This window comes from Paenibacillus mesophilus, assembly GCF_005938385.1.
Lineage (GTDB): Bacteria > Bacillota > Bacilli > Paenibacillales > NBRC-103111 > Paenibacillus_AB > Paenibacillus_AB mesophilus.
The window spans coordinates 275,222-288,869 of sequence record NZ_VCRA01000008.1 but is presented as its reverse complement, the minus strand read 5'-3'; the positions used below and the strand labels follow the sequence as shown (position 1 = coordinate 288,869).

General features: G+C 52.4%; 9 protein-coding genes. 8 read left to right on the top strand and 1 reads right to left on the bottom strand.

Annotated features, from left to right (window positions below):
• Window positions 1-221 precede the first annotated feature (221 nt).
• From FE783_RS17070 to FE783_RS17045, 6 genes are all read left to right on the top strand, one after another.
• A complete protein-coding gene (locus FE783_RS17070) occupies window positions 222-1,520 on the top strand; it encodes a sialidase family protein (protein WP_138880583.1) in 1,299 nt (432 codons plus the stop codon).
• 23 nt (window positions 1,521-1,543) lie between these two features.
• The gene (locus FE783_RS17065; protein ID WP_138880582.1) at window positions 1,544-3,325 is read left to right on the top strand and encodes a sialidase family protein; all 1,782 of its coding nucleotides are present in this window, start codon (window positions 1,544-1,546) and stop codon (window positions 3,323-3,325) included.
• 306 nt (window positions 3,326-3,631) lie between these two features.
• On the top strand, window positions 3,632-5,020 hold the full coding sequence (locus tag FE783_RS17060; protein WP_202916205.1) for an MATE family efflux transporter: 1,389 nt from the start codon (window positions 3,632-3,634) through the stop codon (window positions 5,018-5,020).
• 98 nt (window positions 5,021-5,118) lie between these two features.
• Window positions 5,119-5,598 carry a hypothetical protein gene (locus tag FE783_RS17055; RefSeq protein WP_138880581.1) on the top strand — a complete coding sequence of 160 codons (480 nt, stop codon included), beginning with the start codon at window positions 5,119-5,121 and terminating at the stop codon, window positions 5,596-5,598.
• 272 nt (window positions 5,599-5,870) lie between these two features.
• Window positions 5,871-6,887, top strand: a complete 1,017-nt coding sequence (locus FE783_RS17050) for a S66 family peptidase (protein ID WP_138880580.1) — start codon at window positions 5,871-5,873, stop codon at window positions 6,885-6,887.
• A gap of 455 nt (window positions 6,888-7,342) precedes the next feature.
• A complete protein-coding gene (locus tag FE783_RS17045; protein ID WP_138880579.1) occupies window positions 7,343-8,626 on the top strand; it encodes an ABC transporter substrate-binding protein in 1,284 nt (427 codons plus the stop codon).
• Between the two features lie 12 nt (window positions 8,627-8,638).
• On the opposite strand, the gene FE783_RS17040 is transcribed toward FE783_RS17045, so the two are convergent.
• Complete coding sequence (locus FE783_RS17040) at window positions 8,639-9,457, bottom strand: helix-turn-helix domain-containing protein (RefSeq protein WP_158301866.1); 819 nt, start codon at window positions 9,455-9,457, stop codon at window positions 8,639-8,641.
• 96 nt (window positions 9,458-9,553) lie between these two features.
• On the opposite strand from FE783_RS17040, the gene FE783_RS17035 reads away from it, so the two are divergent.
• Both FE783_RS17035 and FE783_RS17030 read left to right on the top strand, forming a co-directional pair.
• Window positions 9,554-11,653: a family 20 glycosylhydrolase gene (locus FE783_RS17035; protein WP_138880577.1), complete on the top strand. Its 2,100-nt coding sequence runs from the start codon at window positions 9,554-9,556 to the stop codon at window positions 11,651-11,653.
• A gap of 300 nt (window positions 11,654-11,953) precedes the next feature.
• Window positions 11,954-13,321 (top strand): extracellular solute-binding protein, encoded by a 1,368-nt coding sequence (locus FE783_RS17030; RefSeq protein ID WP_138880576.1) that lies wholly within the window; start codon window positions 11,954-11,956, stop codon window positions 13,319-13,321.
• Window positions 13,322-13,648 lie beyond the last annotated feature (327 nt).

Sequence of the window (13,648 nt, the reverse complement as noted above, 5' to 3'; positions counted from 1 at the left end):
GAACACCAGAACCTGGTATTCGTTGGCGGCCGCGGTAGACGATGAAGGCGAAATTCACATCTTGTTTCAGGTATTGTACGGGGAAGGCGGAAGAGTAAATCTCGCCGTAACCAAATTTATGGACGTCTACCACGCCAGAACTGGAAATAAACGAAAGGAATGGTCCGATCCGACGCCGATCAAAGAGAAAATATATTGGCGCGGTAAAAGGCATCACGATCGTGGAACGAGATGGCCTGAGACGTATATTGGCAACATTTGCCGAGTGGCTGCAGCCGCCGGTCGGGCATATGGGGGAGCTGGCAAGCCATGTGTACTTCTCCGACGATAACGGGATGACCTGGACGGAAGCGCAGTACGAAGGCGGCATTTCGCTTTATGCTCCGGTTTACCCCGGCTTTAACGGTTGCAATCACGGGGCGATCGAAGGGACGATAACAGAGACGTCGCTCGATACGATTCGCATCTATATGAGGACGCAGGCGGGTTATTTGTATCAATCGATATCGCACGATCTAGGACTAACATGGTTGGCAGCGTCTCCCTCGCCGTTCAAGAGCTCCAGTTCTCCCGCTTGCGCAATCAAGCTTCGCGACAATCGAATACTTCTGCTGTGGTCCAACCAGCCGCAGCTGCCGCTGATGACGACCGGCCAAGGGACAATCGGTCTGTATAGCGGGCGGGATTCGCTTCATGGCGCCATATCGGATGACGGAGGGGATAGCTGGAAAGGCTTTCGGGAGGTGTATGTCAATCCGAAACGAAATGAATCGCCCGGTCCCGGAGATATAGGCGCCTCTTACCCGTGCGCTGTTCAGCTGAATGATGGAAGCGTTTTCCTGGCTGCAGGACAAGGGGATACGACCGGAATGCTGCGTTTTGATCCGGACTGGCTGTGCGAGACTACCCGATCGGACGACTTTTCTGGCGGGCTTGCCTCATGGTCCACTTACACGGCCTATGATTTCGAACATGTAAGTCCGGGACTGGGCCGGAAAGCACCGAGAACGGAAGGAGCCAGCCTTGTCGACCATCCGGAGCGGATAGGGGCGAAAGCGCTCCATGTCCGCAAAGCTTACCCGGATCGGGCCGCCGACGGGGCGAACTGGAACTTCCCTTCCGGAAACGGTAAGCGCGGAACGGTTACGATCGTCCTTAAGCTTAACGAAGGTTTTCAGGGAGCCGGCATTTCGCTTGCCGACGCCTTTTACGATCCCTGGTACTCGGACGGGGAAAAACAGGCCGTGTTCTTGCTCCGAATTTCGCATGACGGCTCCGTTGAAGGCGGAGGCAGGCTGGTCGTCGGACAATGGAACCGGATTACGCTAGCATGGAGCCTGGAAAGTGAAGAATGCCGGGTAACGGCGGAAAACGGCGATGTTCTCACCGTTCTGAAGCCAAACGTTCCGCAGGTTGGGGGAACACCGATTTGTTATTTGCACTTAAAGTCGATGGCGGATGAAGGGACGATCGACACGAGCGGTTTCTTGGTTCAAAGCGTGACGGCCGATACGAATTAAGTTAGCAAGAAGGAGCTGTAAACATGGCAAAAATGGAAATCGAGTCTTCCAATTACAATGACGTTTGGGCGCCGGAATATCTCGGAGAAGCCTTCGGGCCGGAAAGCAGTGCGGTTTGCCTGCCGGACGGCGCCATCCGTTTCTTCTATACGGATAAATCATCCAAGCCTTCGATCGTCTATTCGCGAACTTCCTCCGACGGCGGGAAAACATGGGGGGAGCCGAAGGCGGAGTTTCAGACTCCTCCGGCCGCCTATCCGGAGACGGACAGTCCCCTGATCGATAGTCAGACTTGGTATGCGACCGCGTCTCTGATCGACCCGAATGGGGAGATCCATGTGATGTTTCAGGTTTATTACGGAAGCGGAACGATCGGCGTTACCCGATTTATGGACGTTTATCATATCAGAACGACCGAACGGCGAACGGCGTGGACAGCACCCGTTCCGATCCGCTCCTGGATATGGTGCGGCGCGGCGAAAGGATTAGCCATCATCCGAAGGGACACAGGCTGGCGTCTGATCGCGACTTTTGGCGAATGGATCGTCCCGCGGATTCCGGGTGAAGGGGAATTGAACAGCCGCGTCTATTATTCGGATAACAACGGGGCGGCGTGGTCGGAGGCGGCGTACGAGGACGGACTGCCGCTGCGATCTCCGATATCCGACGATTTTAACGGTGCGAACTATGGAGCGATCGAAGGCTGCATCGTCGAAATGTCCGCGCAGGTGCTGACCATTTATATGAGAACCCAGACGGGGTATTTGTATGAATCGGGATCCGCCGATTCGGGCAGTTCGTGGTCAAAAGCTAAGCCTTCCCGGTTTCGCAGTTCCAGCTCGCCCGCATATGCCGTCAGGCTGAAGGATGGCCGGATCGTACTGTTCTGGTGCAATCAGCCGCAGCTTCCGAGAATGGAAGCATCGGGGGGAGGGGTTCTTGGCATATACAGCGGCCGGGATGCGCTGCATGCGGCCATTTCAGACGATGGCGGAGCGACTTGGAAAGGCTATAGGGAGGTGTATCTGGATCCGAAACGTAATGAGAAAGCGGTGAAGGGCGATGTCGGCGTTTCTTACCCGGACGCCGTCGAGACGGCGGATGGGAATGTTTTTCTGACGTGCGGGCAGGGCAATACGACGGCGATGTTTCGTTTCCGTCCGGAATGGCTCTATGAAACGCGGCATGAGGACGATTTCTCGAAAGGATTGGACGCGTGGTCGACATTCACCGCCCACAGCCTGGAGCAAGAGACCCCCGGGCTCGGCAAGAAGCCGATGAGATCCGAGGGGGCGACGCTCGTCGATCATCCGGAACGGATTGGCACTAATGTTCTGCACGTCCGAAAGGCCGATCCGCAGAAGGCCGCGGACGGTGCCGTCTGGAACTTCCCCGGGGGAAACGGATGCGGCGGAACGGTGCGATTGCGCGTGAAATTTAACAGAGGCTTCGAGGGCGCCTGGATCTCATTTAATGATGCGTTCTATGATCCGTGGTATTCGGATGGTGAAGCCAACGCGATATTCAGGATGGAAGTAAAACCGGACGGAACGATCGAGAATGGAGGCCGATTGGAGCTTGACCAATGGCACACGTTGTCGTTTTCCTGGAATTTGAAAGAGCGGAGTTGCGATGTATTAGCCGAGGGCTTGGGAACGGTCGTCTCGTTAACGCAATTAAATGAACAGGCCGAAGGAGCCCCGATCAGTTACTTGCGCCTGAAATCCGCCGCCGCACAGTTATCGCTAGACAAGTTTGGTTTTCTCGTCGAGTCGGTATCGTCCGATACAAGTGAGGAGTTCTGAACTAACTCGATTTATTCAATTGAATAAGCATTGTCATACTCAAGGAGGTCGGGAAGATGATCGAACAAAATGAGAAGGATTCCAATGCGCGTCCGGCAGCGAAAAAAATCAGCAGAAGAAAGCTATCCGAAGACTAAGCCTATACATGCGAATAAAGAGCCGTCCCTGTCGCTCGGCCAAGGAGCAAGGGGCGGCTTCTTTCTTGTTGCACAGATTTCGCTAATGACTTGCGGGAAATATGATATTATAGAAAAATACTTCCTAGCTACGTGTATTTCATATTTCCCGGAAAAGAATGTGATGACGGTGTCTCAACCTCAAGTACGGTTAAGAACGCAACGCTTGCTGGATAAGTATTTATCCGGCGCCTCCATGGATTACAGGAAAGTAATCGCCCTTTATGTTCCGATCTTGATCGATCAGGCCTTTATCATCGGACTCAATGTGGTGAACACCGCTATGATCAGTTCGGCAGGGGTAGCGGCGGTCAGCGCGGTCAGCACGATCGATTCGCTGAATATTTTTTTGATTAATGTTTTTGTCGCCATCGCTACGGGTGGAACGGTTGTCGTCGCGCAGTATAAGGGCAGCGGCAATGATTCTATGGTTGCCAAAGCGGCTGGCGCCAGCATCGCTTCGGTTTCCATTCTTTCTTTATGTATCGGTTTATTAGTGATGTTGCTGCATAACCCCCTGTTGAAGCTTTTCCTGGGCTCTGCAACGGCGGAGGTGTCGGCGTATGCGAAAGTGTACCTGATCGGCAGCTGTACCTCCTTTCTGGGCATCGGAATCGTCCAGGCCGTTAGCGGAGTGATGCGAGGGATCGGGAAGTCCCGCGTATCTTTGGTTCTTTCGCTGATCATGAATGTTATGTACGTGCTGTTGAATTTCGTCTTCATTAATTTATTGGATATGGGCGTACTGGGGATGACCTTCGCGGTGAACGTCGCGCGGTTTGCGGGGGCCATATGCGCCCTGATCTATGTGATTAAAATGGATGAATCGCTTCATCTGCGTCTTCTTGAGCTTTTCCATGTACCGTGGGCGATGCTTAAGAAAATTATGGCTATCGGCCTTCCGTTTGCAGCGGAGCAGATGTTTTTTAACGGCGGCAAAATGCTGACTCAAGTTTTCATTGTCAGTCTTGGTACCTACGCCATAGCAACCAACGCCATCAGCGGCACCATTGCCATGGTGTACCAAATTCCGGCCGTGGCCATGTCCATAACCCTTGTGACGGTGGTCGGCCATTGCATTGGCGGACGAAATATCGACGATGCCCGTAAGTTCATCAAATCGTTTCTTTGGCTGGCGTCCTTTTCGTTTGTTCTGATGACGATCATCCTGATGCCGCTGTTCCATCCTTTGGTTCATTTGTTTCATCCGCCCGCCGAAATCGTCGACGACATCTTTTATGTGCTGCTAATTAACGCAGTGGCGCAAATCCCGCTCTGGGCGATCAGCTTCATATTGCCTTCGGGATTGCGGGCAGCGGGGGATTCGCGCTTCACCTCTGTTACGTCAATGCTGACCATGTGGCTTTTCCGTGTGGTATTAGGGTATGTGCTCGGAATTATGCTTGGTTTTGGCATCATCGGCGTATGGATTGCGATGAACTGCGAATGGGGCGTGCGGGGCGCTTTATTTCTATGGCGTTATCGGGGGAAAAAGTGGTACGAGCATAAATTGGTTTGAGATCCGGTTACGAAGCAATATGCGGAATAGGACATCCCGGACGCAGCATAATTATAAGTCCCGCTTCTTTGTGGAGATGCGTAAGGGAGGAACGAATCGTGAAATACACCGTAGAGTATTTGCCTCTCGCCAAAATCAAGGCGGCGCAGCCGCCGGCCATGACGGAACGTCTGAGAACTCTTCGACGCCTCATATGGGACAGCGTGCATCTGCTGGCGGTCCGCAAAAACAAAAAAGACGGCAGCTATACGGTTGTCGGCGGTTTGGAACGTTACGAGCATTTGCGCAACCATACAAGCAAAAAAAAGGTCCCTTGTCTGATCGAACAAAGCAAATCGTCGATGGAAGCGAAGGTTTGGTTTCATCGTCTGCTGGAGCGGTATCCGGTTATCGCCGACTTGCCCCGGGCGGAGCCTGCCGGCTGGTTCATCATCCGCAAGTTTCTGAAGAGGGAGCCTCGATTCGTGCGACTCAGCCGTATGCAACAGCTTCGGGTGCTGCTCATCGGGATTCGTTACAAGAAGACGGTAACGGCTGCGATGAAAGCGAAACTCGAGGAGCTGTTGCCTAAATCGTAAATGGTCGCGCTTTCCCTTTTGGCAATCCGGTCTTCGCCCTATGCGTCATGCATAGAAAGGCGTCGACCGATTTTGCTAGGTAGCGTTTGCGACAAACAGTATGCTTCACCATACAATCGAATAATCGAGGATATTAAGAAGCTTGAATAATTCAGGCTTCTTTTTCAGTAATTGAGGTTGTGCAAGATCCGCATATACGTTACAATCAGAACTTTATAAGCTTTCGAACTCGTGGATAAATCCCACCCATAAGACAAGGGGGAAACATAGTTATGATCCGCTATCCTTTATTGCAGGAAGGGACGACCCTAGGTGTCACAGCGCCTTCATCGGGCGTAACAGAGACTTTGCACAAATTAGTCAAGCAGGCAATCGGCCGTTTGGAGGAGAAGGGTTATAAGGTGGTTTGCGGCGAGACGGTATGGACTCAGATGAAGGCGAAGTCGGCCCCTGCCTCCATTAGAGCCGCGGAGCTTAACGCGTTTCTGCAAGATGAGGGGATTGGCCTGATCTTCCCGCCATGGGGCGGAGAGCTGTTGATTGAGATTATAGATAAGATCGAATATCCCCTAATTCAACCGAAGTGGATTCTGGGCTACTCTGATATAAGCGTACTGCTGCTGGCCGTTACGCTTGTAACCGGAATCGCGACCGCGCATGGCACTAATCTGATCGATGTGCGAGGAACAGTTACGGACGAAACGACGGCTATGTGGGAGACGGTTCTGGCGACGCGAGCAGGCTCATCCGTTCAACAATATTCATCAGAGTTGTATCAGAGGACATGGGATCACGAGCATCCTTCGCCTTCCGTATTCCATCTAACCGAGCCGACTGCATGGCTGACGACGTCTGGCGCCGAGGTACTCATCCGCGGACGTCTGCTAGGTGGATGCATCGATGTCATCCGACATTTAATCGGGACGCCATACGGTGACGTGCCAACCTTCCAACGTCAGTTCATTCATGGCGAGCCGATCGTCTGGTATCTGGAAAATTGCGAGTTGAGCGTAACCGACCTTCGTCGTTCTCTGGTCCATATGAAAATGGCGGGTTGGTTCAGCAATTGCAGCGGCATCCTATTCGGCCGAAGCGATGCGAACAAGCCCGTGGACGGCTATGTCGCGTTGGATGTGTATCAAGAGCTGGAGGAGGAACTGGGCGTACCGATCGTTTACGATATCGACTGCGGGCATGTGCCGCCGCAGATGACATTCGTCAATGGAGCTGTGGCTGAAGTAAAAGTAACGAACGGCAAAGCCACCGTTGTGCAGTTTTTTGAGCCGTAAAACAAGTGAACGATAGTTCTATCATTCTGCGGCAGTCTAGGACTTTTTTCCGTCCAAGGCTGCCGCTTCTTCTAGTTGCGCTCGGTTTGCACTCCGCAAAGTGGAAATGTTGCTCCCGTAACTGGAAAACATGCATTACATTTTATCGAATTTGCTTCTTGGACCCGATTAAGGCGAATTATGCTGGAGGTTTTCCCGTTAACGCTCGCTTTTTGCTCTATTCTTGTCTTTTTTACTGTAGTTTTTCCATTTAGTGGGTCGAGTCCACGGGATCGTGGCGCAAAACGAACCTAGGGGTCTGCGAACCAAAGGACGACATTAGCGTTTCTCCCGAGCGGCTTGAAATGAAGTGCATAAAACATGACGCGATTATCCATAGGCTTAAAAGCGGCATTTCTATACGATAAACGAGAGCGCTCGCATGAAGAAAGCTTTCCATATTCGAGGGGGATGTCATGGTGAAAATCAAGTATGCAACATTAGGCTCGTTGGTCGGACTTGTTCTGATCGCGGGTTGCGGAAGTAAGGAAGACAGCGCCGGTAATCCGAAGGAGGAGAGCAAGACGGATCCGGTTACCATTACAGCGGCTGTTGACGGCGCGTACAACGAAGTTTTCGATAAACTGCTTACGGAGCATGTGAGGAGCAAATATCCGCATATTACAATGAACATGATGCGCCCCGCAGACGGTAACACGCTGGATAATTTGCTGATCGCCGGAACGGTGCCGGACATCATTTTCACCTTTAACGGGAATCTCAGCTCCTATCGCACGAAGGGTCTTCTCTACGACATGAACGCCTTGATCAAGGAGAACAAGTTCAGTCTGGACCGGTTCGAACCGAATTATATCGCCGATGTCAAAATTGCTTCAACGAACGACGAATTGTTTGCCCTGCCTTATGAAACTACGTTTCACGCGCTTTATTACAACAAAAACATTTTCAATAAATTCGGGGTCGAATATCCGAAGGACGGGATGACGTGGACGGAGACGGTCGAGCTCGGCAAAAAAGTAACCCGCTACGAAAGCGGTACGCAATACCGCGGGCTGGACCCGGGGAGCGGGATAATTTGGATATCGCAACCGTTGTCGCTGGCCGCCGTCGACTTTAAAACGGAAAGAGCGGCGATGAACAACGATCAGTGGAAGAAAATATACGAGTTGGTGAATGCGATCTATTCCATCCCCGGCAACAAGCCGGCGGGAAATGTGTTAAACGAGTTTACAAAGGATAAGACGCTCGCCATGGTCGGTCATTTGAACATTTTCTCGGCGCTCGAAGCGGCAGAGAAGGATGGAATGGAATGGGATGTGGCGCAGTATCCAAGCTTTCCCGAGAAACCGAATACGTTCGGCAACGCCAGCGTCTATGTCGGAACGATCACCCAGTCGAGCAAGCATAAGAAAGAAGCGCTGCAAGTGCTCGACGTGCTGACGTCGGAGTCGTTCCAGATCGCAAGAGCGAAGTCGGGAAGTATAACAACATTGAAAAGCGCCGAGGTTACCAAAGCTTTTGGCTCCGATATGGCTTTTCTGAAGGGCAAGCATGTGGAAGGCATCTTCAAAAGCAAGCCCGTGAAGTATCCGATAGCCTCGCAATACCGGTCGAAGGCCGAGGCGATCGCCAAAGCGAGATTCGACGATTACGCGGCAGGGAAAATCGATGTGAACACTGCGCTCGCCCGAGCGGAGGAAGAAATCAATAAAATGATCGACGCGGAAAAAATGAAATAGGCGTTGCCTCCTTTACATGAGATGAGCTTTGCGATATTGGGACGGGCTGATGTTCAACTTCTTGGAAAAGATCCTGCTCAGGTACAGCCCGTCTTCATATCCGCATTTCTCCGCGATTTGCTCGAGCGTCATCTTCGTCTCCGCCAGCAGAGTGCGGGCCCGGCTTAGTCTTAAGGAAGTTACATAGTCGGAAGGCGTCATCCCGTACATCGCCTTGAAGCGGCGAGTAAGCTGAACGGCGCTCAACCCAAGCTTGGCCGATACATTTTTCATGCTGAAAGCCGTAAAGCTGACTTCCCGGAGAAGGCTCTCCGCTTGGCGCATCAAGGGGTCTGTCTGCTGCCTCCGTTTTTGTTGCGACACGGAGTCCGCTTCCCAAGCGTACAATTGCCACAAGTCTTGCAGCAAAAAATTTCTGCGGTAGACGCCGGCCGGGTCTTTCCGGTCGATTACCTTTTTCAAGTATTCGCAAGTGGAAGACAGCCTTTGCGTATCTTGGATGACGCATTTTCCCGTGGCACCCTGCAGCAGTTCATGCTCATGCTCGATCTTATGTCTGCCGTCGGCATACAAATCGAAATAAACGGCCAAAAAGGTGAGCGGACTTACGATTTCCCGTTCCATCAGTACATCGGGAGGGCAGAGCACGAGATCGCCGAATGTCGCCGTACCGCGATGGCTGCCTATTTCGAACAGGAAGCTTCCGGACTCGGGAATGAACAGCGTCCACGTCTCATTAGGCTCGCTGCTGTAAACGAACTGCTCTTTCCTATTCCATCTGACTATGATATGGACATGGGAAATCAATTCCCCGATCGAATATGGCGTCACCGCTCGTACCTCCTGGTGTAATTCCGATGCATTGATTACGTAACGATTATAAATCAAACCTAAATCATTTTCGATCCAAAATGAAAGGAAGTCACCATGTCGAATACGATTCCCACCCTGATACCGGCACCGAAGCGGATGCGCTATGACGGAATGCAACCGCTCGATAAGAGCCGGACAGTAACGGTCGAAGCAGATACGCATATGTCCATTGTGACACAAACGGCTAAGCGTCTGTTGATCACATGGCTTACAGAGCATTGGAGAGGAAAGGTGCTTGCGAGCCATCAAGCGGCGAACAGGAATGAGAGTCCGGAGATCGGGCTTGCTTATCGGATTCGGCTGGAAGAGACGAAGGCGGAATCGGAAAGGTACAGCCTCGTAGCCGAGCAAGACGAAATGCGGATTGCCGGAGGCCCGGCGGGAATATTGCACGGCGTACAGACGTTGATTCAACTGCTTCAGCCCGAGACGTCCTGCGACTTGTTATGTGTGCCTCTCGTGGAAATTGACGACGAGCCTGACGCCCCGGTACGAGGTTTTTTTGCAGAATGCTTCTGGGGCTCCGATTTAATGGAGCTGGGAGATTGGAAGGACATGATCGACGAGATGGTGTCCTTTAAGCTCAATACGCTCGGCCTCGGGATTTATGGCTGCTGGGGCAGCCGATATCCGACGGACGTCAACAGCCGCTCGGAATTTTTGTTTGCGCCGGTTCTCGATCATCCGGAATTGCTGTCGGAAAGACAAATCCACTATTTTGATCCCGTGGCCAAACAGACTGCGATTAAGACGTACCGTCCAGCTCTGTACGATAACGACGGACTGGGCCAGCTTATTGTTTATGCGGTGGAACGGGGCATCCGCGTAGTGCCGCAATTTAACGGGCCCGGGCATTCGCTCCTGCTGCCCCGGCTGTATCCGCACATTTCGGCGGTCAATGAGCGGGGTGAAGCGACGGGCAACGGCTATTCGCTGACTCACCCGGACACGTTCCCTATGCTGAAACGGATATTCAAGCGGATCATAGACCGATACATGCGGCCATATGGACAGACTTGGATTCATATCGGCATGGATGAAATAACCGGTTGGAGCGCCGCAGATTTGGCCGTCTATACTCCACGCCAACTGCTGGAGATCTACTTGGTGGAAATAGGCCGATATTTGATCGACAACGGCATGGAGAAGGTCATCCTCTGGCATGATATGGCGGAAAGCTTGACTGGCTTTGACGAGGCGTTTGAAACGCTGCTGGAACGGAATGGACTGGCCGGGAAAATCGTCATTCAATGGTGGAACTATACGATGCCCGTATTTCCGGTCAAAACGGTTCGAGGGGCGGAAGGCTGGATGGCCCCGAGCACGGGGTACATGTCCGGGATGTTTTATCAGGATTATGTGGAAAACGTGGAGTACCGGGTCAATGAGGGAGTCGAGCATTCATTCCAGGGCGTGATGGCCTATACGCTGTACTCGCCGACATTTCGCCGGAACACGGCCTATCTGGCAGAGAAAAGCTGGAATACGCCAAAAAGGGACGCTGCCGAATTCGATCGTCTATACGCCGGTTGGATCGTATCCGACGAGCCGGCACAATGGGCCAAAGGCATGGGCGATATGCGGAAACTATTCGAGTATTCCTCCACGTTTACGCTGCTGACGGCAATTGGCGTTTTCTTCGGCAGCTCCGATATTGCGCGCTCGTACCCCGCAGGAATCGTTCGCAGCGTGTCGGCTGTCGATGCGACTCATAAAGCGTACCGGGTGACTCGGGCGTTGGCCCGCAATGCGCTGTTGTCGTTCAAAGAGGGAAAGGCGGTACCGGGCAGAGAATACGAGTTGCAGGTCATCCGGTTCGAATGCAGGAGAGTGGCCGGGCTGATCGACGCGCTGCTCGGACTAGCCGACGCCGTTCGCGATATGGAACGATTGGGAAACGGTCCGGTTGCTAGACGAAGCGAGCTGGCTGTTATCGGCGAGAAGCTGGAGCGGGAATTGAATGCGCTTGATACGCTGCTTGTGGAGATGCAGGAGGTTTTGCCCGCCTACATGGTGTATGTCGGCTGGAGAGAATATATGTTTTTACGCGATGCGATGCGCAAGCAGGCGGAACAGCTGGCGCTCCTGAGCCGGGACAAGGCCATTTTGAGCGGCGAGGCGGATATGCCGGCTCCTTGTGTGTATCTCGCATGACCAAAGCCGTTTCGAGAACGTTCAGACCGTGCATGGCTCTGAACGTTCTTTTTATGTAACTCATAAAACAATGAGTTACTACCATTCTAACTCGTTAAATAACAATTGACAGCGCTTTAGTACCCCAGTACACTTGGTTTATAGAAAGATAATTACAGAAATACCATATTGTGACTCATAAATAAACTTATTTTATGAGTCGGAACAAGCCTTGTAATAAATCCGAACGGAACTGGGGTGATCACTGGCAGGAATGATGAGTATCGGTCGTTTGATTAAACAGAGCCGAGGTGCTTCACGTTGAGAAGAAGACCGTCCAAAGAGCAATTTGGGCACCAGCTGGAACGGGTTGCGAAGGAGCTGCGCGACGAGATGATTGCGGGGAAATGGGCTTGCGGTAGCTTCCTGCCGCCGGAGAAATCGCTGGAAACGCGATTTCGCTTAAGCAATTACTCGATCCGGCTCGGGCTGGAGCAACTGGTGAAGGAGGGGTGGATCGAGAAAATTCCCGGCGTAGGGAATCGGGTTGTCGCCGACCGTCCTCCCGTCAAGCTGACGGCAGCTTGCAATAATGTGACGCTGCGGAATTTGAAGCTGCCCGGACTGCTCGAACAATTTCGGCGTTTGCACCCGTGGATATCGGTGGAGCTCCGGATATCGTCAGGCTCGGTACCCGGAATCGACTTATCGGAGCGGATGCTTGAAGACGATCTGGTGTTGATGGATAACGTTCAGTTTCAACAACTGTCGGAGCTCCATATGACGCATGTTTTCGAGCCGCTTACAGGAAAATGGGATTTATACCCGCAATTCTCAAAACATTTCAGTACGGAAGACCGGCTGCTGCTGCTGCCGATCGTGCTGTCGCCGCTTGTGCTTTGTTACAACAAAGCTCATTTCCGGGATAGCGGATTGGCGGAGCCGAACGGCAGCTGGACGTGGAACGATCTGATCCGGCATGCGGAACAGCTGAACGACGGCAAAGGGCGGTACGGGTTTGCCTTCCACATTCAATCGATGTACCGGTGGCCGCTATTTCTGATGCAAAGCGGCGAACGGTTCGAATGGAACGGCGCCAAGCTCCGGGATATCCGCGGTTCTCGGCTGCTGGAAGGCTTGAAGCTGTGCAAGGAAATGTTGCATAACCGGAAGGCGGTACCGCTTTATTTATCGGAGAACAATGACGATATCGACCGGTTGTTCATGGAAGGGAAGCTGTCCATGACATTGAACACTTATATGGGCTTGAACGGCTGGAACGCGAAGGAGATCGAATATGACATCTCGCCGGTCCCTTATATGGATAGCCTAAAAACGCTTCTCATTACGCTGGGGGTGGGAGTCAGCAGCAGCTCGAGGCACAAGGAGGAAGCGAAGCTGTTCGCGGATTTTTTGGCCTCGTCCGAGGCGCAAGCTTACATTCATCAGCACACGCTGAGCATTCCCGGCCTGGCGACACTGCCGCTTACGTCGGGAGAGCGGACGATTTATTCCCCGGTCCGATATATGCTGTTCCGCGAAACGATGGGGTCATATCGAACGCATGCGGATATGAACATCTCGTCCGCCGCTTTCATTTCGCTGGCTAACCTGTTGAAGCCTTACTGGGCGAATATGATCGATGAAGACGAGTTGTGCGAACGGTTAAGCGAAGCTTTGAGCATTTAGGGGCTATTGCATTGCCTATTGGAGCAATGGAAGAAACGTTATTGCGTAGCAGCTTCCCAGCGAACAGGAAAAGGACGGGGGAAAGCAATAGGGGAGTCCGAAACAATTTGACATGGCTTGCGGTTATGGTCGCAGGAAGTTCGAGTTTTCATGTAAGCGCTTGCTCGAAAGATTCCAGGGTGGAACCGGCTTGCGCTCTTTTCTCGATAAGGATTTCCAACGCGTATCAGAAACTCGTTCTCGGTCAGGAAGATATGAACACAGCTTTGCGAAGCGAAGGAGAGAAGCTCGATCAAAAGCTGGCGGATCTGTTCAAGTAACGCGGTC